Below are 24,394 nucleotides of genomic sequence, written 5' to 3'. Positions count from 1 at the left end.
GTCAGGCCTCGCCCGGTCAGGGCGGGCCGTCCGGTGACCTGCGGGAAGTCGTACAGCAGGAGTTGGTGGCCCGCCAGCTCGACGAGCAGATAGTGGGACGGTTCCCGGTCGGGCGGCGGCTGCGCGTGCTGGACGTCGGCATGGGCCGCGGCACGCAGGCACTGCGCCTGGCGCGGGCCGGCCACCAGGTGACCGGTCTGGAGCGGGACGCGGAGATGATCTCCGCCGCGCGCGCGGCGCTCGCCGGGCAGCCCGAGGGCATCCGGGAGCGGGTGCGGGTCATCGAGGGCGACGGCCGCGACACCGGTGTGCACTTCCTGCCGGGCAGCTTCGACGTGGTGCTCTGCCACGGCGTACTCATGTACGTGACGGAGCCGGACCCGCTGGTGGCGGGGCTGGCCCGGATGCTCGCGCCCGACGGCCTGCTGTCGCTGCTGGTGCGCAACGGCGACGCGCCGGCGATGCGGTCCGGCCTGCGCGGGGACTGGGCCGGGGCGCTGGCCGCGTTCGACACGACGTGCCCCGCGGACGACTCGGACGCCGGGGTGCGGGCCGACCGGCTGGCGGACCTCACGGCGACGCTCGCGGGGCTCGGGGCACCGCTGCACACCTGGTACGGGGTGCGGGTCTTCACGGACACGGCGGTGGACGGGTCGCACGTCGCGCACGCCCCCGGCCGCCCCGACGACCTGGCGGCGCTCCTCGCGGTCGAGGAGCGGGCCGGCCGGACGGACCCCTACCGCGGGGTGGCGTCACTGCTCCACCTGTGCGGCGTACGGGGCTGAGCGGACGCGGGACGGGCGAGGGCCGGAGCCCCCGCCCGAAAAGCCGTGTCGCCCTCGTCCGGATTCTCACGTCCGGGGCCTCACGCCCGTGGGTTCACGCCTCTTCCGCGTGCAGGCTCATCGGCCCGTAGATCTCCGTGGTGTCCTCCAGCAGCCGTACCTGGTCGGCTCCGCCCTCCACCAGGGCCTTCCAGTTCTCCCCGATCCAGGACTCGGCGTCCCCCTGCGTGGTGAAGTCCTCCGGGGTCACCGCGGGCTCGACCTGCGTCCCGTCGGCCTTCTCGAACCGCCACGTCCATGCCGCCATGTACGCCTCCGTGGGTATGAGCACCTGCACGACAGGAGCCGGATCATGGTCCGGCTCCTGGAGCAGAGCCTAGAGCCTGTCCGGCGGATGATTCGGTGGATCATCGGCGACAGTGCCCGGCCGGGCGCGCAGGAGCCGGGGGGAGGGGCGAAAATCGGGTCCGTGGAACTCACTCTGCTCGGCACCGGTGCCCCCGCGGGCCTGCCCCGCCCCGACTGTCCCTGCGCCGCCTGCGCGTCCGCCGTCGGTCCGCACGCGCGCGCGGCGACCTCGCTGCTCGTGGACGGCTCGCTGCTGCTCGACCTGATGCCGGGCGTTGCGTTCGCCGCCGCCCGCGCGGGGCATTCGCTGGGCGGTGTGCGCCAGGTGCTGCTCTCCCATCCGCACGACGGCCCCGCGGTCGAGGTGCCCGCCGGGCTGCCGCAGCCCGGCCGGGTGCCGGACGGGCGGGAGCTGGCGCTGCTGACGGGCCACCGGGTACGGGCGATGGCGCTGGACGCGCCGGGCACCGGGTACGCGGTGACCGGTCCGGACGGGCAGCGGCTGCTGTACCTGCCGCCGGGCACGGCGCCGGCCGGTCTGGAGGAGCCGGCCGAGCCGTACGCCATGGTGCTGCTGGACGTCGTGGGGCGCCCGGACGCACTGGCGCGGCTGCGGGCGGTGGGCGCGGTGGGGCCGACGACGGACGTCGTCGCCGTGCACCTCGACCACGACGTGCCGCCGGGTGCGGAGGAGCGGCGCCGTCTCGCGGCGGCCGGGGCGCGTGCCGTTCCGGACGGGACCACGCTGGAGGTGGGCGCCTACGAGCACGTTCCCGACCTGCCGCGCCGCACGCTGATCCTGGGCGGGGCGCGGTCCGGCAAGTCGGTGGAGGCCGAGCGCCGGCTGGAGTCCCTGCCCCAGGTGCTGTACGTGGCGACGGGCGGGTCCCGCAACGGGGACACCGAGTGGGCGGCCCGGGTGTCGGCCCATCAGGAGCGGCGGCCCGGGTCGTGGCGGACCGTGGAGACCTGCGACCTGGTACCGCTGCTGAGGGCCGACGGGCCGCCGCTGCTGGTGGACTGTCTGTCGCTGTGGCTGACGGACGCGATGGACTCCGTCGGGGCGTGGGACGACGCGGAGTGGGCGGGCGGCGGGGAACGGGCCCTCAAGGAACGGGTGCGCGAGCTGACGGACGCGGTGCGCGCGACCCGGCGGACCCTGGTCGCCGTGTCCAACGAGGTGGGCTCGGGCATCGTCCCCGCCACCGCGTCCGGCCGCCGGTACCGGGACGAACTCGGGCGGCTGAACGCGGCGTTCGCGCAGGAGTGCGAGCAGGTGCTGCTGGTGGTGGCGGGCCAGGCACTGGTGCTCCGGGGGTGAACGGGCCTGACCCGGGCGAGGGCCGGGGCGGGGTCCGGGACCGGGGGCGGGGTCAGTGCGCCGGCTTTCGCGCGATGATCCGGTACGCGTTGGCGAACGGGGTGTGCCGCAGGACGGGTGCCAGCGCGAGGTCCGTCAGCGCCGCGACGGCGACCAACGGGGCGCCCGCGCGCAGCAGTACGGCGCGCGCCTGCTGCTGGAACGGGGTCGGCGGGATCGCGCGCCAGGGGGCGTCCGGGGCGGGCAGGGCGTGGGAGAGGGCCAGCGCGGCGGCACCGGCCAGGTCGTACGGGACGTACAGGGCACGGTGCCTGGACCTCGACGTGCCGGACCTGACGGAGGATCTGGTGGTGACGATCGCGCAGCCGAGGGCCTCCAGCTCGGCCCGGAGGTTGCGCGGCGGCAGCAGGTGGAGCCGGCGGGGCTGGTCGTAGGACAGCCACCGGTTGCCGAACAGGGCGGCGAACGCGCACCTGGGGTCCAGGGTCTCGATGAGCAGGTGGCCGCCGGGGCGCAGGGCGTCCAGGGCGGCGTGGAGTTCCGCCCGCGGGTCGGTGGTGTGTTCGAGGTGGTGCAGCAGGCTGACGACGTCGTAGCGGGCCGCCACCCGGGCCAGCAGTTTGGGGTCCGTCAGCGCGCCGATGTGGGCCTCCTCGACACGGCCGAGGACGCGGGCGCGTTCGACGCGCGCGGTGAGGTCGGTGCCGTCGAAGGCGGTGTAGGGGAAGAACTCCCGCGCGGTGTCCGGGAAGCGGCCGTGTCCGGTGCCGACGTCCAGCCAGCTCTCCGGTTCGCCGAAGCGCAGCATCGCGCGGGCCGTGGCCCGGCGGCGGCGCGGGGCGTCGCGCAGCGCGAGGACGTGGTCGGTGACGGTGTCCCGGGGGGCTCCGCGCGGTGTCCGGCGGTGGAAGGCCAGGCCCTCGGCGGTGAGCCGGGGGTTCTGGAAGGTGTGGCCGCATTCCCGGCACTGGTCGACGGTGAACCGCCCCGGCCGGTGCCGCCGCAGGTCACCGGTGCGCAGCCGGTTGCGCAGCCGCGTGGAGCCGCACCAGGGGCAGTCTTCGCGGCGTGGCTCGTGCACCCGCACGGAGGCCTGCTGGGCGGGGACGGCCGGAGCGCGGGGGACGGCGGACGACGGGGCGGCGGCGGGCGCGTCGGGTTCGGACATGGCGGCTCCGGGTGAGTCGGGCGGGCGAACGGGGCGGGGCGAACGGGGGCGGGAGGGGAGGGGCGTGAGCGGAACGGGTGGAACGGACTCGGTGTGCTGACTGAACGGCCGGGTGGACGGTGACGACATTCCCTTGCAAAACGTTACGGATCGGATGCCGATCCCGGGCGCAATGACGCCGGGGTGGCGTCGCCCGGTGGGCGGGATGCCGGCGACGGGCCCCAGGGCTCCGGCGTGTTCGATCCGGGCCGGTACTGTTCGGCGAATGAGCGCGCTTAATCTCGACGACTTCACCGATCTGATCGAGCGTCCGGACGGCGGGGTGCGCCGTGACGCGGAGGCGCGCCGCGAGCGCCAGATCGTGCCGCCCGGGTCACTGGGCCGCCTCGACGAACTGGGCGAGTGGCTGGCCGCCGCGCAGTCCGCGGTGCCGGTGCGGCCGGTCGAACGGCCGCGGGTCGTCCTCTTCGCCGGTGATCACGGGATCGCCCGGCAGGGCGTCTCGGCACGGCCCGCGGGCAGCGCCGGGGAGCTGGTGCGCGAGGTGCTGGAGGGCGGCCGTCCGGTGTCCGTGCTGGCCCGGCGGCTCGGGGTGCCGGTGCGGGTGGTCGACATGGCCCTGGACTGCGACCCGGACACCCTGCCCGAGGACGTCGTACGGCACCGGGTGCGGCGCGGCAGCGGACGGATCGACGTCGAGGACGCGCTGAGTCCCGAGGAGGCCGAGGCGGCGTTCCGGGCCGGGGTCGCGGTGGCCGACGAGGAGGCCGACTCCGGTACGGACCTGGTGGTGCTCGGCGATGTGAGCGTGGGCGGGACCACGGCGGCGGGTGTGCTGGTGGGCGCGCTGTGCGGGACGGACGCGTCCGTGGTCACCGGGCGCGGCGGGCTGGCGATCGACGACCTGGCCTGGATGCGCAAGTGCGGGGCGATCCGCGACGCGCTGCGGCGGGCCCGGCCCGTGCTCGGCGACCAGCTGCGGCTGCTGGCGACGGTGGGCGGGGCCGATCTCACCGCGATGACGGGCTTTCTGCTGCAGGCCGCGGTGCGGAAGATGCCGGTCGTGCTCGACGGGGTCGTGACGGCGTCGTGCGCGCTGGTGGCGCAGCGGATCGCGTTCCGGGCGCCGGACTGGTGGCTGGCCTCGCACGACAGCGGTGAGCCGGGCCAGGCGAAGGCGCTGGACCGGATGGCGCTGGAACCGCTGCTCTCCCACGGCGTCACCGTGGGCGAGGGCACGGGCGGCCTCCTGGCCCTCCCCCTGGTCCAGGCGGCGGCCGCCCTGGCCGCGGAACTTCCGGAACACCCGAAGGAGTCGGAGACACCGGAGCCCTCGGAGCCCTCGGAGCCCTCGGAGCCCTCGGAGCAGCCTGCCGAGGCGGACCGGCCGGCGGAACCGGAGACCTCGGGAGCACCGAAGCCCGAGCAGCCGGCCCCCTGACGTCTCGCGGGACAGCCCCGGGCGCGCCGCCGCCCCCGCTCCGTCACCCGCGTTCGACCGGGCGGGCCGGGTCGGGGTCGGGTTTGCCGCCGATCCAGTCCTGGACGGCGCGGCGGGGCGCCGACCAGCGGAGGTCGTGGCGGTAGGCACGGAGGACGGCTTTCGCGCGGGCGCGGGGCCTGCGCCGGTAGAAGCGTCTGGACCACGGGGAACCGGGACGGGCCAGGCGCAGCGCGCCGAACACGGCGATGACGGGGACGATCACTCCGAACACGGCGATCCTCGTCTTGCCCTTGCTCAGGGCGATGAGCGAGAAGAGGAAGTTGCCCGCGACGTTCAGGGCGACGCCGGCGCGGTTCTGGAGTTCGTCCTCGCTGAGGTCGTTGACCCCGAACGGGGAGAACCCGGCCAGCACCAGTCCGACCAGCGCGGCGGTGAGGACGACCACCTCGACGCTCCGCCGGCCCTCCTCGGTCCAGTAGACGTCGTCGAGGTGCAGGATCAGCGCGAACTCGTCCAGGACGAGACCGGCACCCATGCCGAAGACGACCGCGCTGAGCGCCGATCCGAAGCCGTGCCGGCCGCCCGCCACCGCGCCGAAGCCGCCGACGACCGTGAGGATCACGCCGGGCACGACGTGGTGGATGTGCAGACCGCCCGCCTTGACGTTGCCGAAGGGGCCCTTGCCGGCCCGGATCAGCCGGGTGACGACCCGGGTGATCACGAAGGTGAGGACGAAGGCGGCGAGGGCGAGAAGCAGCGGCAGTTTGCCCGGTTCGATGATGTTCCGCTGCAACCAATGTCCCATAGGCGCACTTTATCCACGGCTGCCCGGGGTGCCCTGCTGACCACCGGGTAACCTGCGCCGGTGCCCGCACCCTTCCCGACCTCGCTGTCCGACGGTCTGCGCTTCGCCTTCGGCACCCTGACCGTGTTCCCGGTCCGGGTGACCCGCTGGGACCGCCCGGCCGCGCGCGGCGGCATGCTGTGCGCCCCGCTCGCCGGACTGGTGGTGGGCGCCGTGGCCGCCGCCGCCGGACTCCTGCTGCTGTTCCTCGGCGCGGGTGCGCCGCTCGCCGCCGTCGCCACCGTCGCCGTACCCGCCGTCCTCACGCGCGGGCTGCACCTCGACGGGCTGGCCGACGTCGCGGACGGGCTCGGCAGCGGCAAGCCGGCCGAGGACGCGCTGCGGATCATGAAGCAGTCGGACATCGGGCCGTTCGGCGTGCTCACCCTCGTCCTGGTGCTGCTGGCCCAGGTCGCCGCGCTGGCCCAGGCGTACGGCGACTCCTGGACCCGGGGTGCGCTCGCCGCCGTGGCCGCGGCGGTCGCGGCCCGGCTCGTCCTCACCCTCGCCGCCCGCGCCGGGGTGCCGCCCGCCCGTCCGGAAGGGCTGGGCGCCGCGGTCGCCGGGGTCGTCCCGCGGGCGGGTGCGGCGGCGGTCGGGCTCGCGGTGGCCGGGGCCGCCGCGGCCGGGGGCGCCCTCCTCGGCACGGACGGCGTCGTCCGTACCGTCCTCGCGGTGCTGCTGTCGGCCGCGGCCGCGGAACTCCTCCTGCGGCACTGCGTCCGCCGCTTCGGCGGGGTCACCGGCGATGTGTTCGGCGCGCTGACGGAGACCGCCGCGACGGCCGTCCTCGTCGTCGCGGCGCTGGGCTGAACCGTCCACGGAACCCCGGGGCCTGTCCGGTAGGGGCCTCAGCAGGCCCGGCGCCAGACCCCCAGTTCGTACTTCTTCAGCAGCGAACTCAGCCCCAGCCGCCGGGAGTCCGCGCAGAAGCGGTCGGTGGGCAGTTCGTACTCGGCGTGGAAGACGGCCTTGCCGGCCTCGACGAACGGGGTGAGCCGCGCGCACTCGCCGTACTGGGCGCACTGCTCGTTGACCGCGAAGTCGTAGTCGCCGACCAGCTGCGGAATCTGGTCCAGGTCGTTCTTCAGGCCGACGGCCAGGCCGCGTTCGTGGGCGAGCCGGGCGATCAGGCGGTTGTAGCGGAGCTGGTCGGCGGCGGTGAGCGGGAAGCCGGTGCGGTTGCGGTAGCCGTCCATGTTGTCCGGCTCCACCGCGTCGAAGCCCTTGTCGCGGCACATGTCGAACCGTTCGGCCATGATCGGTTCCAGGACGTCGGTACGCCGGATGTCGAGCCAGCGCTCGCCCTCCCAGCCGTTGCCGCGGCCGATCACCTCGTCGGGGAAGTCGCCGGCGTCGGGGCGGAAGTCCTCCCAGGCGCCCGTGGACAGGTAGCAGATGACCTTCCGGCCGTCGCGGTGCAGCCGCGCGACCGTGTCCCCGGAGTGGTCGAACCCGTCGATGTCGTAGACCGGTACGTCGACAGAGGTGTCGAGGCGCCCGCTGAGCTGCCACTGCCAGTCGGTGCCGGGACGCGGCTGCCAGCGGGGACCGTCGCTCCGCCCGGTACCGGACTCGGCCCCGGAGCCGGACCCGGGGTTCGTTCCCGGGGCGCAGCCCGCGAGCAGCAGCAGCGCGCACAGGGCGAGTGGCACGGCGAGCAGTCCTGGGAGTCGTCTCATGGGTGTCTCACCTTCGCCGGCGTCCGGCAGTCCGCGGGCGGGCCCCGGCACGGCCGCCACGTCACCGACGGGTGAAGACCCGAGTGAGGGAGTGGACACGCAGACGCGCGTAGTCTCGTCCGGAGTGTCGCCGTACCGGGGACGGCCCCGCCGAGACCGTACCGCCCGGTCGCCGTTAGGGTCGGCGCCGGGCCGGTCGACCCACACCTTTCGGCCACAGCAACTTCACATCGGAAGCGAGAATTCACCACCGTGACTGCTCTCACTCTCAGCACCGCCGCGTTGCCCGGCCTGCGGGCCGACGCGATCGTGATCGGTGTCGCCAAGGGCACTGCGTCCGCGGCCGGGGGCCCGGTCGTCGTACCGGGCGCCGAAGCCGTGGACAAGGCCTACGACGGCAGGCTCGCCGACGTCCTGGAGACCCTCGGCGCTTCCGGCGCCGAGGGTGAGGTGACGAAGCTCCCCGCGCCGACCGGCTTCAAGACGCCGCTCGTGGTCGCGGTGGGCCTGGGCACCCAGCCCGAGAAGGACGCCGCCCCCGACACCGAGGCGCTGCGCCGGGCGGCCGGCGTGGCCGCCCGCGCCCTGTCCGGCTCCAAGAAGGCCGTCTTCGCCCTCCCGATGACGGACGCCGCCGACGCCGGCGCGGTCGCCGAGGGCGCGCTGCTCGGCGCGTACTCCTTCGACGCCTACAAGAACAGCGACGGCGACGGCGGCAAGGACAGGAAGAAGAACCGCAAGACGCCGCTCGCCGAGGCCGTGCTGGCCGGCGTGCCGTCCCGCGACAAGGCGTTCAAGGCGGCCGTGGAGCGTGCCACCGCGGTGGCCGAGGAGCTCAACCGGGCCCGCGACCTGATCAACACCCCGCCCAACGACCTCGACCCCGAGGCGTTCGCCGCCGTCGCGCAGGTGGCGGCCAAGGAGCACGGCATCAAGGTGCAGGTGCTCGACGAGAAGGCGCTGGCCAAGGGCGGCCACGGCGGCATCCTCGGCGTGGGCGCCGGCTCGGCGGCGGGTCCGCGGCTGGTGAAGCTGTCGTACACCTCCGCCAAGGCGAAGAAGCACCTCGCCTTCGTCGGCAAGGGCATCACGTACGACTCGGGCGGCATCTCGCTGAAGCCGGCCGGGCACAACGAGACGATGAAGTGCGACATGAGCGGTGCCGCCGCCGTGTTCGCCGCGGTCGTCGCCGCCGCCCGTCTCGGCCTCGCGGTCAACGTCACCGGCTGGCTGGCCCTGGCCGAAAACATGCCGTCGGGCTCCGCCACCCGTCCGGGTGACGTGCTGCGCATGTACAGCGGCAAGACGGTGGAGGTGCTCAACACCGACGCCGAGGGCCGGCTGGTCCTCGCGGACGCCCTGTGGGCCGCCTCGGAGGAGAAGCCCGACGCGATCGTGGACGTCGCGACGCTGACCGGCGCGATGGTCCTGGCGCTGGGCAACCGCACCTTCGGCATCATGGCGAACGACGACACCTTCCGCGCCTCGGTGCTGGAGGCCGCCGAGGAGGTCGGCGAGCCCGCCTGGCCGATGCCGCTGCCGGAGCACCTGCGCAAGGGGATGGACTCGACCGTCGCCGACATCGCGAACATGGGCGAGCGGATGGGCGGCGGACTCGTCGCCGGTCTCTTCCTGCGCGAGTTCGTCGGCGAGGGCATCACCTGGGCCCACCTCGACATCGCGGGGCCGGCCTTCAACGAGGGCGGCCCCTTCGGGTACACCCCCAAGGGCGGTACGGGTTCGGCGGTACGGACGCTGGTCCGCCTCGCGGAGCAGACGGCGGCCGGCGAGCTGGGCTGAGCCGGCCGGTCACCGGCGGGACCCCGTGCGCGGACAGGACGGGGCCCCGCCGACCGCCGGCCGGGTCACGCCCTGCCGTGCCGTGCCGTGCCGTGCCGTTGCCGTGCCCTGCCGTGTCGTGCCGCGGTGGCGTGTCGTACGGGTCGTCACACGTGCTCACCGCGCCCGCGACGGGCGGGTGTTCGAACGTGGGACGCCTCACACCGCTGCCCCACGTCTCGTTCCGCTCCGACAAGTGCGAGGATAGGGCTCGGCAGGACAGGGCCCCACCGAAGGGCCGAAGGCAAAAAAGCGGCCGGACACCAGCCGCCGACCGGTCGCTGGAGACCGGCGTGGCGCACATGCATGGAGGACGTGACGTGGCGAACGACGCCAGCACTGTTTTCGACCTAGTGATCCTCGGCGGTGGCAGCGGTGGTTATGCCGCGGCCCTGCGCGGGGCGCAGCTGGGCCTGGACGTCGCCCTGATCGAGAAGAACAAGGTCGGCGGTACCTGCCTGCACAACGGGTGCATCCCCACCAAAGCCCTGCTGCACGCGGGCGAAATCGCCGACCAGGCCCGCGAGAGCGAGCAGTTCGGTGTGAAGGCCACCTTCGAGGGCATCGACATGGCGGCCGTCCACAAGTACAAGGACGACGTGATCTCGGGCCTGTACAAGGGTCTGCAGGGTCTGATCGCTTCCCGCAAGGTGACCTACATCGAGGGTGAGGGCCGGCTGTCGTCGCCGACCTCCGTCGATGTGAACGGTCAGCGGGTCCAGGGCCGCCACGTCCTGCTGGCGACCGGCTCCGTGCCGAAGTCGCTGCCGGGCCTGGAGATCGACGGCGACCGGATCATCTCCTCCGACCACGCCCTCGGCCTGGACCGTGTGCCGAAGTCCGCGATCGTGCTGGGCGGCGGCGTCATCGGCGTCGAGTTCGCCTCCGCGTGGAAGTCGTTCGGCACCGAGGTCACCATCGTCGAGGGCCTCAAGCACCTCGTCCCGGTCGAGGACGAGAACAGCTCGAAGCTGCTGGAGCGGGCGTTCCGCAAGCGGGGCATCAAGTTCAACCTGGGCACCTTCTTCCAGAAGGCCGAGTACACCCAGGACGGCGTGAAGGTCACCCTCGCCGACGGCAAGGAGTTCGAGGCCGAGGTCCTGCTCGTCGCCATCGGCCGCGGCCCGGTCTCGCAGGGCCTGGGCTACGAGGAGGCCGGGGTCGCCATGGACCGCGGCTACGTCCTGGTCGACGAGTACATGCGGACCAACGTCCCGACGATCTCCGCGGTCGGCGACCTCGTCCCGACGCTCCAGCTCGCGCACGTCGGCTTCGCAGAGGGCATGCTGGTCGCGGAGCGGCTGGCCGGTCTGAAGACCGTTCCGGTCGACTACGACGGCGTGCCGCGGGTGACGTACTGCCACCCGGAGGTCGCCTCCGTCGGCATCACCGAGGCCAAGGCCAAGGAGATCTACGGCGCGGACAAGGTCGTCGCCCTGAAGTACAACCTGGCGGGCAACGGCAAGAGCAAGATCCTCAAGACCGCGGGCGAGATCAAGCTCGTCCAGGTCAAGGACGGTGCGGTGGTCGGCGTCCACATGGTCGGCGACCGTATGGGCGAGCAGGTGGGCGAAGCCCAGCTGATCTACAACTGGGAGGCGCTGCCTGCCGAGGTCGCCCAGCTGGTCCACGCCCACCCGACGCAGAACGAGGCGCTCGGCGAGGCGCACCTGGCCCTCGCGGGCAAGCCCCTCCACTCCCACGACTGACCTCTTCGGTCACGGGCGCGACGACACAGACTTCCGCACTTCTAAGGAGCAACCGAAACCATGGCGGTTTCCGTAACCCTTCCGGCGCTCGGCGAGAGCGTCACCGAGGGCACTGTCACCCGCTGGCTGAAGGCCGAGGGCGAGCGCGTCGAGGCCGACGAGCCGCTGCTCGAGGTCTCCACCGACAAGGTCGACACCGAGATCCCCGCTCCGGCCGCCGGCGTGCTGTCCTCCATCAAGGTCGCCGAGGACGAGACCGTCGAGGTCGGTGCCGAGCTGGCCCTGATCGACGACGGCAGCGGTGCCCCCGCCGAGGCTCCGGCCCCGGCCGCCGAGCAGCCCGCCGCACCGGCTCCCGAGCCGGCTCCGGCCGCCGAGCAGCCCGCCCCGGCCGAACAGCCCGCCCCGGCCGAACAGCCCGCGGCCGAGCAGCCCGCGGCGGAGGCCCCCTCCGGGGGTGCCGCCGAGGGCACGGACGTGGTCCTGCCCGCGCTCGGCGAGTCCGTCACCGAGGGCACCGTCACCCGCTGGCTGAAGTCGGTCGGTGACAGCGTCGAGGCCGACGAGCCGCTGCTCGAGGTCTCCACCGACAAGGTCGACACCGAGATCCCGGCGCCCACCTCGGGTGTGCTGCTGGAGATCACGGTCGGCGAGGACGAGACCGCCGAGGTGGGCGCCAAGCTCGCCGTCATCGGCGCTCCGGGTGCCGCTCCGGCGGCGGCCGAGCAGGCTCCGGCCGCCCCGGCACAGCCCGAACCCGCTCCGGCCCCGCAGCAGGCCGCCCCGGCCCCGGCCCCGGCTCCGGCTCCGCAGCAGGCCGCTCCGGCACCTGCTCCGCAGCAGGCCGCTCCGGCTCCGGCTCCCGCCCCGCAGGCCGCCCCGGCCCCGGCCGCTGCCGCTCCGGCCCCGGCCGCTGCCGCTCCGGCTCCGGCCGCTGCCCAGCCGACCGACGAGGGCGCCTACGTGACCCCGCTGGTGCGCAAGCTCGCCGCCGAGCACGGCGTCGACCTGTCCACCGTCAAGGGCACCGGCGTCGGTGGCCGTATCCGCAAGCAGGACGTGGTCGCCGCGGCCGAGGCCGCGAAGGCCGCCCCGGCCGCCGCTGCTCCCGCGCCGCAGGCGGCGCCCGCCGCCAAGCGGGCCCCGGTCCTCGAGGCCTCGCCGCTGCGCGGCCAGACCGTGAAGATGCCGCGGATCCGCAAGGTCATCGGCGACAACATGGTCAAGGCGCTGCGCGAGCAGGCGCAGCTGTCCTCGGTCGTCGAGGTCGACGTCACGCGGCTGATGAAGCTGCGCGCGCGGGCCAAGGACTCGTTCGCGGCCCGTGAGGGCGTCAAGCTCTCCCCGATGCCGTTCTTCGTCAAGGCCGCCGCCCAGGCGCTGAAGGCCCACCCGGCCGTCAACGCCCGGATCAACGAGGCCGAGGGGACCATCACCTACTTCGACACCGAGCACATCGGTATCGCGGTGGACTCCGAGAAGGGCCTGATGACCCCGGTCATCAAGAACGCCGGTGACCTCAACATCGCCGGTATCTCCAAGGCCACGGCCGAGCTGGCGGGCAAGGTCCGGGCGAGCAAGATCACCCCGGACGAGCTGTCCGGCGGGACCTTCACCATCAGCAACACCGGTTCGCGCGGTGCGCTGTTCGACACGATCATCGTGCCTCCGGGCCAGGTCGCGATCCTCGGCATCGGTGCCACGGTCAAGCGTCCGGCCGTCATCGAGACGGAGGAGGGCACGGTCATCGGCGTCCGCGACATGACGTACCTGACGCTGTCCTACGACCACCGTCTGGTGGACGGTGCCGACGCGGCCCGTTACCTGAACTCGGTCAAGGCGATCCTGGAGGCGGGCGAGTTCGAGGTCGAGCTCGGCCTGTGATCCACGGCCGCTGAAACCGGGTCGCCGACCCCGGTCATCGGTGCCCCCGTCCGGAACTCTCCGGGCGGGGGCACCGTCGTGTGCGCGGTGCGTGGTCCGCGGTGTGCGGCCCCGCAGGGGGCCCGGCGCGGGGCCCGGCGCAGAGGCCGCGCGGGTCCCGGCCGTACGGCTCGTCCGGGAGTCGGCGCATACGCCGCGGGACGTGCCGTATGCGCCGTGTAAGCCTCGTCTCACCTGCTCCAAAGCACCCTGTGCGCCCCTCCCGGACGGTGTCACGGCCGTATTGTCTAAGGGTCAAACGCCCTCAAGGGTCCTGTCCGTCGTCCGTCCGCCGCCCTCGACGGGGCCCTTCGGGCGGCTGCCTCGGATTCACGAGTCCTGTTCAAGGAGCCCTCATGACCGCGCCCGTCGTCCACTCGCTGCGCGAACAGATCCGCGAGCACATCCTGGAAGGGATCATCAGCGGACGCTGGCAGCCGGGCGAGCGGATCGTGGAGCGGCGCATCGCGACGGAGCTGGAGGTCAGCCAGACGCCGGTGCGGGAGGCGCTGCGCGAACTGGAGTCGCTGCGGCTGATCGAGTCGGCGCCCAACAAGGGCGTGCGGGTGCGGAACCTCTCGGCCACCGACCTGGAGGAGAGCTACCCGGTGCGGGCGGGTCTCGAGGCGATCGCCGCGGAACTGGCGGCGGACCGGCTGGCGGAGGACTGCTCGGCGCTGGAGCCGCATGTCGCCGCGCTGTACGAGGCCGACCGCGTCGCCGACGGCACGGGCCAGGTGCGGCACACGGTCGCCTTCCACCGCGAACTGGTCCGCGCGGCCGGCAACTCGGTGCTGCTGCACACCTGGGAGGGGCTGGGCATCGAGGTCTTCACCGCCCTGTCCATCCGCTGGCTGGGCACGGTCCAGCAGTCCTACGCGGAGGAGCACCAGGATCTGGTGGCCGCGTTCCGCCGCCGCGACCCGCGGATCGCGGAGATCGTGAAGGCCCATGTGCTGGGGTGCGCGCCCCGGGCGTGAGCCCTGCACGGGAGGCGCGCGAGCCCGGCACGGACGCCGGACGGCAGGCGCGCGGACCCGTACGGGGGGCGCCCGGACGTGTGCCGGGGGACACGCCGGGACCCGTGCGCCGCACCTGCGGAGACCCACGCTCACCTGCGAAAACACCCCCTTTTTCACGTCACTCGGTGCCACTTCCCCGGGCACCGCGTGCCGACTTTCTTGAAATCAAGAGATTTTCACCTGAACTCTTTGATCGATCATCGATCAGCAGGTTATTGTCACCAGCGGGGTCTCCATCAGAGACCTCAGCCCTGTCCTGCCAAAGACCAAGGGCACCCCCGAACCCTTACCGATGAGGGAACCCCCTTCGACTGAGGAAGGCGGCGACATGACCGACCCCAAGGCCATCCAGCCGAGCGAGCTGGACCAGCTCCCGGACCGCGACCCCGAGGAGACCGCCGAATGGCAGGCCTCGCTCGACGCCGTCGCCAAGGCGGCCGGACCGCACCGGGCCGCGTACCTGATGCGCCGTACGCTGGAGCGCGCCGAGGGCGCCGGCATCGCACTGCCGCAGCTCCTCGAGACCGACTACGTCAACACCATCCCCACCGCCGCCGAGCCCGCCGTGGACGGCGACGAGGCGATGGAGTCCCGCATCACCGCGTGGAACCGCTGGAACGCGGCGGCGATGGTGAGCCGCGGCAGCAAGTACGGCGTCGGCGGCCACATCGCCACCTTCGCCTCCGCGGCCTGGCTCTACGAGACCGGCTTCAACCACTTCTTCCGCGGCAAGGAGGGTGACGGCTCCGGAGACCAGCTCTACATCCAGGGCCACGCCTCCCCCGGCATCTACGCCCGGGCCTTCCTCGACGGCAGGCTGACCGAGGCGCACCTCGACAACTTCCGCCGCGAGGCCGGCGGCGACGGACTGCCGTCCTACCCGCACCCGCGACGCCTGCCCTGGCTGTGGGAGTTCCCCACGGTGTCGATGGGCCTGGGCCCGATCTCCGCGATCTACCAGGCGCGGTTCAACCGCTATCTGACCAGCCGCGGCATCAAGGACCTGTCGAACTCCCACGTGTGGGCGTTCCTCGGCGACGGCGAGATGGACGAGCCGGAGTCCACCACCGCGCTCACCCTCGCCTCCCGCGAGGGCCTGGACAACCTGACCTTCGTCATCAACTGCAACCTGCAGCGGCTCGACGGTCCGGTCCGCGCCAACTTCAAGATCGTGCAGGAGCTGGAGGCCCAGTTCCGCGGCGCCGGCTGGAACGTGATCAAGAGCCTGTGGGGCTCCGCCTGGGACGAGCTGTTCCAGCTGGACACCACCGGCGCGCTGGTCCGCCGCCTGCGCGAGGTACCCGACGCGCAGGTCCAGACGTACCAGACCCGCGACGCCGCCTACATCCGCGAGGACTTCTTCGGCAAGGACCCGGCGCTCGTCGAGATGGCGAAGCTGCTGAGCGACGACAAGATCGTCGAGTGCTTCCAGCTCTCGCGCGGCGGCCACGAGGCCCGCAAGGTCTACGCCGCCTACCGCGCCGCGCTCTCCCACACGGGCGCGCCGACCGTGATCCTGGCCCAGACGGTCAAGGGCCACACGCTCGGCGACGGCTTCGCGTCGAAGAACGCCAACCACCAGATGAAGAAGCTGTCGGCGGACGAGTTCAAGGCGATGCGTGACCGCCTCGAACTGCCGATCAAGGACAGCGACTTCGTCGACGGCGTGGTCCCCTACGGCCACCCGGGCGCCGACTCCCCCGAGGTCCGTTACCTCCAGGAGCGGCGCGTGGCCCTCGGCGGTCCGGCCCCGGCCCGCCGCGTCCACCCGGTCGCGCCGCTGCCGGCTCCGGCCGAGAAGGCGTTCACCGCCTTCGACAAGGGCTCCGGCTCGCAGAACGTGGCCACCACCATGGCGTTCGTCCGCCTGGTCAAGGACCTGGTCCGCGACAAGGAGACCGGCAGGCGCTGGGTGCCGATCGTCCCCGACGAGGCGCGCACCTTCGGCATGGAGTCGCTCTTCCCCTCGCTCGGCATCTACTCGCCCAAGGGTCAGACGTACGAGCCGGTCGACCGCGACCAGCTGATGTACTACAAGGAGGCCAAGAACGGCCAGATCCTCAACGAGGGGATCACCGAGGCCGGTTCCATGGCCGACTTCATCGCCGCCTCCACGTCGTACGCGACGCACGGCGAGCCGATGATCCCGTTCTACATCTTCTACTCGATGTTCGGCTGGCAGCGCACGGCCGACCAGATGTGGCAGCTCGGCGACCAGCTCGGCCGCGGCTTCCTCGTCGGCGCCACCGCCGGCCGCACCACGCTCACCGGTGAGGGCCTGCAGCACGCCGACGGCCACTCCCCCGTCATCGCGGCGACCAACCCGGCCGCGCTGAGCTACGACCCGGCGTTCGCGTACGAGATCGCCACCATCGTCAAGGACGGTCTGCGCCGGATGTACGGCGAGGCGGCCCCGGGCGAGGACCAGGACGTCTTCTACTACCTGACGGTCTACAACGAGCCGGTCCAGCAGCCGGCCAAACCGTCGGCCGCCGGGATCGACGAGGGCATCCTCAAGGGCCTGTACCGCTTCAACACGGCGGAGTCGGCCGGGCTCACCCCCGCGGCCAACGCCGTGCGGATCCAGCTGCTCGGCTCCGGTACGGCGATCCACTGGGCGCTGAAGGCGCAGCGGCTGCTCGCCGAGGAGTGGGGCGTGGCGGCCGACGTGTGGTCGGCGACGTCGTGGACCGAGCTGCGCCGGGACGCGCTGGAGGCCGACGCGGCGCTGCTGCGCGGCGAGGAGCGGGTGCCGTACGTCCGGCAGGCGCTCCAGGGTGCCGAGGGCCCGGTGCTGGCGGTGTCCGACTACATGCGCCAGGTCCCCGACCAGATCGCGCAGTGGGTCGAGCAGGACTACTCCTCGCTGGGCGCCGACGGCTTCGGCCTGTCGGAGACCCGTGAGGCGGCCCGCCGGCACTTCGGTGTCGACGCCGAGTCCATCGTCGTCGCGGCGCTGGCGCAGCTCGCCCGGCGCGGCGAGGTGCAGGCGACGGCCGTGAAGGAAGCGCGCGAGAAGTACGGCCTGTGACGAGGCACGGCCTGTGACAGGGCATCCGGTCCTACGGACCTGACGGCAGGAGGTCCCCGCTGCGGCGGGGGCCTCCTGCTGCATCATGGGGCGCATGCGTGCTGCCCGGCTGATCAAGATGGTGCTGCTGCTCCAGTCCCGGCCCTCCATGACCGCCGCCGAACTGGCGCGTGAGCTGGAGGTGTCGGAGCGGACCGTCACCCGGGACGCGCAGGCGCTGTCCGAGGCCGGGGTGCCGGTGTACGCGGACCGGGGGCGGGTCGGCGGGTACCGGCTGGTGGGCGGGTACCGGACGAGGCTGACGGGGCTGGCCCGTGGCGAGGCGGAGGCGCTGTTCCTGTCCGGGGTGCCGGGCGCGCTGCGCGAGATGGGGCTGGAGGACGCGGCCTCCGCGGCCCGGCTGAAGGTGTCGGCGGCGCTGCTGCCCTCCCTGCGGGACGCGCCGAGGACGGCGGCGCAGCGGTTCCACCTGGACGCCCCGGGCTGGTTCCGTGAGGCACCGGCGCCCGAGCTGCTGCCCGCGGTGGCGGACGCGGTGTGGGACGACCGCCCCGTCGTCGCACGCTACCGGCGCGGGGACACCGAGGTGGAACGGGAGCTGGAGCCGTACGGGCTCGTGCTCAAGGCGGGGGTCTGGTACCTGTGCGCGCGGGTGCCGGGGCAGGGGGTGTCGGAGCAGAAGGCGTCGGAGCAGGGAGCATCGGGCGCGGGGGCCTACCGGGTGTACCGGATCGACCGGTTCACGGCGGTGGAGGCGGTGACCGGAGCGGGCGGAGGAACGGGTGCGGGGGCGGGTACGGCACGCTTCGAGCGCGACCCGGAGTTCGACCTGCCCGCGTTCTGGGCGGAGCGCGCGGAGCAGTTCGCGCGCTCGATCCTGCGGGCGGAGGCGGTGGTGCGGCTGTCGCCCGAGGGAGTGCGCGCGCTGCAGCACGCCGTGGACGCGGCCGCCGCGCGGGAGGCACTGGCCGAGGCGGCCGGGACCGGAGCGGACGACGACGGGTGGGTGACGGTGACCCTGCCGGTGGAGTCCGAGGAGGTCGCCCGCACCCAGCTGACGGCGCTGGGCCCCGAGGTGGAGGTGCTCGCGCCCGCCTCGCTGCGGGAGTGGTTCGCCGCCCAGGCCGTACGGCTGGCCCTGTTGTACGGGCGGAAGTGATCCGCGTATTCCGGGGTGCGTCCCGGGGTTCCAGGGCCGATGCTTGACGCGTGATGGACGAGACGGAGTTCTGGGAGCTGGTCGACACCGCCCGCGAGGACGCCGAGGGCGACCCGGAGGAGCAGGCCGACCTGCTCGTGGAGCGGCTCGCGCGGCTGGACCCGGAAGCCGTCCTCGACTTCGCCCGGCACTTCGAGTCCCGCTACCACCGCGCCTACCGCTGGGACCTGTGGGGTGCCGCCTGGGTGCTCCTCGACGGGGCGAGCGACGACGCCTTCGACTTCTTCAGGTGCTGGCTGATCGGCCAGGGCCGCGAGGTCTACGAGGGCGCGCTGCACGACCCGGACGCGCTGGCCGGTCTGCTGGACGAATTCGACGAGGAGATCGACGGCGACGGCGAGGAGCTCGGCTACGCGGCGGACGAGGCGTACGAGCAGCTCACCGGCACCGTGGCCCCCGACCTGGACCTCCCGGCGGGCCCGGCCGAGCCCGAGGGCACGCCCGTCGACTTCGAGAACGACTCCCTGCTGGCCGAGCGCTATCCCCGGCTCTGGGACCGGTTCCGGCCCTGAGCCCCGCGGGCCCGCTCACCTCGGAATCCCCGCGATCCGGCCGTTCTCCCCCTGCGCCTTCTCCTGCGCCTTTTCCTGCGCCTCCTGCTGCTGCTCCTGCCGGCCTCCGGCGTCCGGCCGGCGGCCCTGCAGCTTCGCCGCCGTCTCCCGGATCCTTGGCAGGCGGGCTTGCAGGGCGGCACCCGGACAGCTGGTCATGAAGCCGTCGCTGTGGCCCGCGAGGGCCGGCAGCATCGCGGTGGTGCCCGCCGCGTACCGGCTGCCGCCGTTGCTGGAGACCAGCCGGACGTCGGATCGCGGGTCGGTGCCGGACAGGCCGAGCTTCCAGGCGGCCAGCGCGGCGATCGCGCGCTCCATCGCGGGCGGCACGGGCACCCCGGCGGTGAAGGTGCCGAGCGCGGCGACGCCCGTGCTGCGGTGGTTGAAGCCCTGGGTGTGGGCGCCGGTGACGGGGCGGCCGGTGCCGCCCGCGCGGCCTTCGTAGATGGTGCCGCAGCGGTCGACGACGAAGTTGTAGCCGATGTCGTCCCAGTCCCGGGCGGTGGTCTGGCCCTCGTAGAGGCTGCGTATGTGGGTGGGGGCCTCGGCGCAGTCGTAGTCGTTGGGCGAGTCCGTGTGGTGGACGAAGACGGCGACGACCTTGTCGTCGTAGCGCGGGGGCGGCTGTTTGCGGCCGTCGTCGCCCACCCAGGCCGTTCTCGACACGATGGGCGGCCTGGGCGCCGTGTGGGCGGCCGTCTCACGGGCGGGGGCGGGGACGGCGGCCGAGGGCTCCGCGGCCCGTTCGACGCCGTACGCGCACAGCACCAAGGCGACCGCCGCGGCGACGCCGGGCAGGCAGCCGAGCAGCACTTTGACGCTCCTCGGCAGGGCCCTGCGACCGGTTCCGCGGGATATCCGGGGAGCATGGCGCGGCCGCGCTCCCCTTGGTCTTCTGAGGACACGCATGTCTTTCACTGTGGGTCGGATCGAGCGGGCCCGCGACGTGACCGCGCCAACCGGTGGACCCGCCGTCCGGCCCACGGCGGAACCATCGTCCGGTTCTCCGGCGTTCTTCCGGGTACACGCGCGTGCGGCTGCTTCCCGGTGGTCACCCGCGCGTGGCTGATCACCGGGCCTCTCCCCCACGTATGAGAGGGCCCGAGAGAAAGGCGGCGTGCGTGGACCTGCTCGACATCCTGCTGTTGCTGGTCGTCCTGGCCTACGCGGCGTCCGGCTACCGGCGCGGTCTGCTGGCCGGCTGCGTGTCACTGGCCGGTTTCGTGGGCGGTGCCCTCGTCGGCGTGTGGATCCTGCCCTGGGTGATGGACCTGGTGACCCCGGGGACGACCGGGGCCACGGTGACGGCCCTGGTCACGGTGCTGCTGCCGGCGGCCGCGGGCCATGAGATGGCGGGCCGGCTGGCGCTGCGGCTGCGACGGGAGCTGGACCGGGGGCCGCTGCGGGTCGCGGACGGGATCGGCGGGGCGGTGGCCAACTCGGCGGCCGTGCTGATCGTGGCCTGGGTGATCGCGTCCGTCCTCGGCGCCTCCTCCTCCCCGCTGATCACCTCCTCGATCCGGGACTCGCGGCTGCTCGGCGCCGTCCACGAGGTGATGCCGGACACCACCCCGGCGTGGTTCTCGCGGGCCACCTCGGCACTGACCGAGGCGGGTTTCCCACAGGTCTTCAACCCGTTCGAGAACGAGTCGACGGCCGAGGTCGCCGAGCCCTCCGGCGACAGCGTCACCGCCGCCGCCACCCGGGCCGCCCAGCGGAGCACGGTGAAGGTCGAGGGCGTCGCGGGTCTCCAGGGCCGCGAGGGCAGCGGCTTCGTGTACGCGACGGAGCACGTGATGACCAACGCCCACGTGGTGGCCGGCATCGACGAGCCGACCGTGCGGGTCGGCGGTGTCGGGCGGGCGTACGAGGCCCGGGTGGTGCTGTTCGACCCGCAGAAGGACGTGGCCGTGCTGTACGTGCCCGGACTGCGGGCGCCCGTCCTCCGGTTCGTCGACGACGCCGACCGCGGCGACTCGGCGGTCGTCGCGGGCTACCCGCAGGACGGCGACCTGAACCTCCAGGCGGCGACGGTCGCGAACCGGGTGCAGGCGCGGGGACGGAACATCTACGGGGACGAGGTCGTCACGCGCGAGATCTACTCCATCCGCTCCACCGTGCGCCCCGGCAACTCCGGCGGACCGCTGCTGACCACCGACGGCCGGGTGTTCGGCGTGGTGTTCGCCCGGTCCACCTCGGACACGGAGACCGGGTACGTCCTGACCGCGGCCGAGGTCGCCGACGACGCGGAGCGCGCGGCGGACGCGACGGCACCGGTGGACACGGGGGACCTGGTGACGTCGTAGGCGGCGGCGCGGGGCCGGGCGGGCCGGCGCGGACTGCCGTCGGAGCAGGGACCGGCCCATCAGTACGTCGTCGACGTACCGGCCGTCCAGGAAGAACTCCTCCGGCTGGACGCCCTCGGCGACGAAGCCCTCGGACTCGTACAGCACGCGGGCGGTGGTGCTGGGGCCGAGGACGCGCAGGGTGACGCGGCGGGCGCCCCGGTCCCGGGCCTCCTGGACGGCCGCCCGCACCAGGGCCCGGCCCGTGCCCCTGCCGCGGACCTCCTCGGACACGGCGAGTCCGAGGATCTGCTGCACGTGCGTGTGGGAGGCGAGTTCGGTGGGACAGCCGAGCCGGATGGAGCCGACGACGCGTCCCTCGTGCTCGGCGACGAGGTGGGCCCGAGGGCCGAACCGTCCGCGGAAGAACGGCTCGTGCGGCGGGCCGACCGCGTGCGGGTGCGACCAGGTGGCGCGGTCCAGCAGAACCGGTTCCTGCTCGTCGGAGTGGCGTGCGGCGCGGCTCGGCAGGTCGGGCATGGGGGCACTTTACGGCCGGGTCCGTCGTGTGCTCGCCGTGATGTCCGGGCGGCGGGGCAGGATGTGAATCATGGAACCTTCCCGAATCGCGGTGGCCGGTGCGTCCGGCCTCATCGGCGGCGCACTCGTACGGTCCCTCACCGCCGACGGGCACAGGGTGGTGCGCCTGGTGCGCAGGCCGCCCCGCTCGGAGAACGAGGTGCGGTGGGACCCGGAGCGGGGGTCCGTGGACGCGGCCGGGCTCACCGGGTGCGACGCCGTGGTCAATCTCGCCGGCGCCGGAGTGGGCGACCGCCGCTGGACACCCGAGTACAAGGCGCGGATCCGCGACGGCCGGGTACGGGGGACGGCCGCGCTCGCCGAGGCGTTCGCCGGGATGGAGCGGGACCTACGGCCGCGGGTGTTCGTGAACGGCAGCGCGATCGGCTACTACGGCGAGACCGGCGACCGGACGGTCGACGAGAGCGCTCCGGCGGGCTCGGGCTTCCTGCCGGAGCTGTGCGTCGAGTGGGAGGCCGCCGCGGCACCGGCCCGGGAGGCGGGCGTGCGGACGGCGTTCGCCCGGACCGGGCTCGTGGTGGCCCGCGGGGGCGGGGCGTGGGGCAGGCTCTTCCCGCTGTTCCGGGCCGGGCTGGGCGGGCGGCTGGGCGACGGGCGGCAGTACTGGTCGTACGTCGCCCTGCACGACGAGGTGGCCGCCCTGCGTCATCTGCTCGACACCGACGGGCTGTCCGGGCCGTTCAACCTGACCGCGCCGCACCCGGCGACCAACCGTGAGATCACCGCGGCGATGGCGCGTGTGCTGCGCCGGCCGGCGGTGTTCGCGGTACCGGCGCCGGTGCTGCAAACGGTGCTCGGCGAGATGGCCCAGGACGTGCTGGGCAGCGCCCGGGTGCTGCCGGCCCGGCTGCTGGAGTCGGGGTTCCGGTTCGCGTTCCCGGACATCGAGGGGGCGATCCGCGCGGCGCTGTGAGGGGGCGGCCGGGGCGGAGGACATCCCGGGCCGGGGCGGTGAGGCCGGGGAGGCGGGACGGCCGGGGCGCGGTGTGCCCTCGGTGACAGCGGCGTGCCGTCCGGCGGGCGTATGCGACCGCCGTGCGCCCGTGCCCCTGCCGATGCGCGACTCCCCGGGCGCATTCCCGGACCTAATCTCGAGCAGAACTCGCGTATTCCTGGGGCCTGTTGGGGGCATGACGTCTCCAGCGTCCGCGCAACCTCGAGGAGGGGCACGTGCTTGAGCCCACGTACCAGGCGGACGTCGTCGTCGTGGGGTCCGGGATCGCCGGACTCTCCGCGGCGCGACGGCTGACCGGCGCAGGAGTCACCACCGTGGTCCTGGAGGCCGCCCACGCGGTGGGCGGCCGGATGGCCACGGAGAAGGTCGACGGCTTCCGGCTCGACAGAGTCGGGCAGTTGCTGTCCACGGCGTATCCCGAGCTGCGGCCGGCCGCAGGCCTGGACGGACTCGTCCTGCGCCCGTTCGCGCCCGGGGTCCTGCTGCACAGCGACGGACGGCACCACCGCGCGGGCGTGTCCGCCGGCGCGAGGGGCGCAAGGGGCGCACTTCATGCGGCGCGCGCCCTTGCGAGCGCCCCCCGGGCGGGGTCGGCGCCCAGGAGGCCGGTGGCCGTCCCCGGACGGCAGGTGTCCGCGCCCCGGAACCGGACCGGTGCCCCGCTGGGCACCGCCGTCGACCAGGCCCGGCTGGGTGCCGCGTTCACCCGGCTCGCGGGCACACCGGTGGAACGGCTGCTGGCCCGGCCGGAGACGACCGCCGCGGAGGCGCTGGCGGCCCGGGGCCTGCCGGCCCGTACCGTCGACGGCTTCCTCCGTCCGCTGCTCGCCGCGCTGTTGTGCGACCCGGACCTCACCACGTCGAGCCGGTGTGCGGATCTCGCGCTGCGTGCCTTCGCCGCCGGGCGGCTGTGTCTGCCGGAGGGCGGCGCGGAGGCGCTGCCGGAACTGCTGGCGCGGGGGCTGCCACCGGGCACGGTGCGCACCGGCGTCCGGGCCACCTCCGTCTCGACGACGTCGGTGACCACCGCCGAGCACGGTGAGTTCCGCTGCCGCGCGGTGCTGATCGCGACGGACGCGCGCGCCGCCGCGCAGTTGCTGCCGGGCCTGCGGGTGCCGGACTTCCACCCGGTGACGGTGGTGCACCACGCGACGGACGAGCCGCCGGAGACCGGTGCCTCGCTGCTCCTGGACGCCGACCGGGGCGGCCCGGTGGCGCACACGGCGGTGGTCAGCCGGGTCGACCCGTCCCGGGCCCCGGCGGGCCGCGCGCTGGTGTCGTCCACGGTCCTGGGCCCGCCCGGGGCCCAGGTGGACACGGACGTACGCGTGCACCTGTCCAGGCTGTACGGCATGTCGACGGCGCGCTGGGAGACACTGGCGGTCCACCACACCGCCGACGCCGTGCCGGCGACGCCTCCACCGCACGATCTGCGCCGCCCGGTACGGCTGCTGGCGGGCCTGTACGTGTGCGGCGACCACCGCGACACCAGCACCGTGCAGGGCGCCCTGCACTCGGGCCGCCGCGCCTCGGCCGCGATCCTGGCGGACCTGGGCGCGGACCGCCCCCTGCACACGGCCGACCCCCTCCCTACGGCCCGGGCGGCCTGACCCTCCCGGTGGGCGGCGCCCCGCGCCGCCCACCGTCTCCTTGCCGAAGCCCTCGCCC

The 24,394-nt window shown here is 73.8% G+C and carries 19 protein-coding genes and 1 pseudogene; 14 read left to right on the top strand and 6 right to left on the bottom strand.

All coding sequences use genetic code 11. From position 1 onward, the window contains the following. Positions 1-65 precede the first annotated feature (65 nt). Positions 66-785, top strand: coding sequence for a class I SAM-dependent methyltransferase (locus tag ACIF80_RS07240; protein WP_399800451.1), 720 nt, complete (start codon positions 66-68; stop codon positions 783-785). 94 nt (positions 786-879) lie between these two features. Here ACIF80_RS07240 and ACIF80_RS07235 read toward each other — a convergent pair whose 3' ends face one another. Next, positions 880-1,092: a hypothetical protein gene (locus ACIF80_RS07235; RefSeq protein ID WP_042173605.1), complete on the bottom strand. Its 213-nt coding sequence runs from the start codon at positions 1,090-1,092 to the stop codon at positions 880-882. A 162-nt stretch (positions 1,093-1,254) separates the two neighbouring features. Here ACIF80_RS07235 and ACIF80_RS07230 point away from each other — a divergent pair, with 162 nt between their 5' ends. Continuing rightward, a complete protein-coding gene (locus ACIF80_RS07230; RefSeq protein WP_399800449.1) occupies positions 1,255-2,454 on the top strand; it encodes a bifunctional adenosylcobinamide kinase/adenosylcobinamide-phosphate guanylyltransferase in 1,200 nt (399 codons plus the stop codon). A 52-nt stretch (positions 2,455-2,506) separates the two neighbouring features. Here the strand turns inward: ACIF80_RS07230 and ACIF80_RS07225 are convergent, their stop codons facing one another. Further along, the gene (locus ACIF80_RS07225; protein WP_399800447.1) at positions 2,507-3,622 is read right to left on the bottom strand and encodes a methyltransferase domain-containing protein; all 1,116 of its coding nucleotides are present in this window, start codon (positions 3,620-3,622) and stop codon (positions 2,507-2,509) included. A gap of 265 nt (positions 3,623-3,887) precedes the next feature. On the opposite strand from ACIF80_RS07225, the gene cobT reads away from it, so the two are divergent. Continuing rightward, complete coding sequence (gene cobT / locus ACIF80_RS07220; protein WP_399800444.1) at positions 3,888-5,063, top strand: nicotinate-nucleotide--dimethylbenzimidazole phosphoribosyltransferase; 1,176 nt, start codon at positions 3,888-3,890, stop codon at positions 5,061-5,063. A 43-nt stretch (positions 5,064-5,106) separates the two neighbouring features. Here cobT and ACIF80_RS07215 read toward each other — a convergent pair whose 3' ends face one another. Further along, a complete protein-coding gene (locus ACIF80_RS07215; RefSeq protein ID WP_399800442.1) occupies positions 5,107-5,871 on the bottom strand; it encodes a hypothetical protein in 765 nt (254 codons plus the stop codon). 60 nt (positions 5,872-5,931) lie between these two features. Between ACIF80_RS07215 and ACIF80_RS07210 the strand changes: the two genes are divergently transcribed. Further along, complete coding sequence (locus ACIF80_RS07210; protein WP_399800439.1) at positions 5,932-6,723, top strand: adenosylcobinamide-GDP ribazoletransferase; 792 nt, start codon at positions 5,932-5,934, stop codon at positions 6,721-6,723. Positions 6,724-6,761: 38 nt separating this feature from the next. On the opposite strand, the gene ACIF80_RS07205 is transcribed toward ACIF80_RS07210, so the two are convergent. Then, complete coding sequence (locus ACIF80_RS07205) at positions 6,762-7,592, bottom strand: endo alpha-1,4 polygalactosaminidase (RefSeq protein WP_399800437.1); 831 nt, start codon at positions 7,590-7,592, stop codon at positions 6,762-6,764. Between the two features lie 252 nt (positions 7,593-7,844). Between ACIF80_RS07205 and ACIF80_RS07200 the strand changes: the two genes are divergently transcribed. The 7 genes from ACIF80_RS07200 to ACIF80_RS07170 all read left to right on the top strand — a co-directional run bounded on the left by ACIF80_RS07200 (position 7,845) and on the right by ACIF80_RS07170 (position 18,847). Further along, on the top strand, positions 7,845-9,392 hold the full coding sequence (locus ACIF80_RS07200; RefSeq protein ID WP_399800434.1) for a leucyl aminopeptidase: 1,548 nt from the start codon (positions 7,845-7,847) through the stop codon (positions 9,390-9,392). Between the two features lie 359 nt (positions 9,393-9,751). Further along, positions 9,752-11,140, top strand: coding sequence for a dihydrolipoyl dehydrogenase (gene lpdA / locus ACIF80_RS07195; RefSeq protein ID WP_399800432.1), 1,389 nt, complete (start codon positions 9,752-9,754; stop codon positions 11,138-11,140). Positions 11,141-11,200: 60 nt separating this feature from the next. Beyond that, complete coding sequence (gene sucB, locus ACIF80_RS07190; protein ID WP_399800429.1) at positions 11,201-13,024, top strand: 2-oxoglutarate dehydrogenase, E2 component, dihydrolipoamide succinyltransferase; 1,824 nt, start codon at positions 11,201-11,203, stop codon at positions 13,022-13,024. Positions 13,025-13,419: 395 nt separating this feature from the next. Further along, entirely contained in the window at positions 13,420-14,043 is a 624-nt protein-coding gene (locus tag ACIF80_RS07185; RefSeq protein WP_055607884.1) for a GntR family transcriptional regulator, read from the top strand. A 370-nt stretch (positions 14,044-14,413) separates the two neighbouring features. After that, on the top strand, positions 14,414-17,116 hold the full coding sequence (gene aceE / locus ACIF80_RS07180) for a pyruvate dehydrogenase (acetyl-transferring), homodimeric type (protein ID WP_399800427.1): 2,703 nt from the start codon (positions 14,414-14,416) through the stop codon (positions 17,114-17,116). Positions 17,117-17,210: 94 nt separating this feature from the next. Continuing rightward, positions 17,211-18,275, top strand: a complete 1,065-nt coding sequence (locus ACIF80_RS07175) for a helix-turn-helix transcriptional regulator (protein WP_399800425.1) — start codon at positions 17,211-17,213, stop codon at positions 18,273-18,275. 53 nt (positions 18,276-18,328) lie between these two features. Then, positions 18,329-18,847: a DUF4240 domain-containing protein gene (locus ACIF80_RS07170; RefSeq protein ID WP_399801229.1), complete on the top strand. Its 519-nt coding sequence runs from the start codon at positions 18,329-18,331 to the stop codon at positions 18,845-18,847. A gap of 15 nt (positions 18,848-18,862) precedes the next feature. On the opposite strand, the gene ACIF80_RS07165 is transcribed toward ACIF80_RS07170, so the two are convergent. After that, a complete protein-coding gene (locus tag ACIF80_RS07165; RefSeq protein ID WP_399800422.1) occupies positions 18,863-19,699 on the bottom strand; it encodes a peptidoglycan recognition protein in 837 nt (278 codons plus the stop codon). A 308-nt stretch (positions 19,700-20,007) separates the two neighbouring features. Between ACIF80_RS07165 and ACIF80_RS07160 the strand changes: the two genes are divergently transcribed. Continuing rightward, positions 20,008-21,192, top strand: a complete 1,185-nt coding sequence (locus ACIF80_RS07160) for a MarP family serine protease (RefSeq protein ID WP_399800419.1) — start codon at positions 20,008-20,010, stop codon at positions 21,190-21,192. A 45-nt stretch (positions 21,193-21,237) separates the two neighbouring features. Here ACIF80_RS07160 and ACIF80_RS07155 read toward each other — a convergent pair. After that, positions 21,238-21,711 (bottom strand): annotated as a pseudogene (locus ACIF80_RS07155) (GNAT family N-acetyltransferase); the annotation flags it as partial. A 70-nt stretch (positions 21,712-21,781) separates the two neighbouring features. Here ACIF80_RS07155 and ACIF80_RS07150 point away from each other — a divergent pair. Both ACIF80_RS07150 and ACIF80_RS07145 read left to right on the top strand, forming a co-directional pair. After that, positions 21,782-22,684 (top strand): TIGR01777 family oxidoreductase, encoded by a 903-nt coding sequence (locus tag ACIF80_RS07150; RefSeq protein ID WP_399800417.1) that lies wholly within the window; start codon positions 21,782-21,784, stop codon positions 22,682-22,684. Positions 22,685-22,941: 257 nt separating this feature from the next. Beyond that, positions 22,942-24,336, top strand: coding sequence for an NAD(P)/FAD-dependent oxidoreductase (locus ACIF80_RS07145; RefSeq protein ID WP_399800415.1), 1,395 nt, complete (start codon positions 22,942-22,944; stop codon positions 24,334-24,336). Positions 24,337-24,394 lie beyond the last annotated feature (58 nt).

Origin of the sequence: Streptomyces sp. NPDC085927, assembly GCF_044540975.1 — a bacterium.
Lineage (GTDB): Bacteria > Actinomycetota > Actinomycetes > Streptomycetales > Streptomycetaceae > Streptomyces > Streptomyces hirsutus.
Note: the sequence above shows the minus strand (reverse complement) of the source record. Positions and strands in the feature narration are given on the sequence as shown.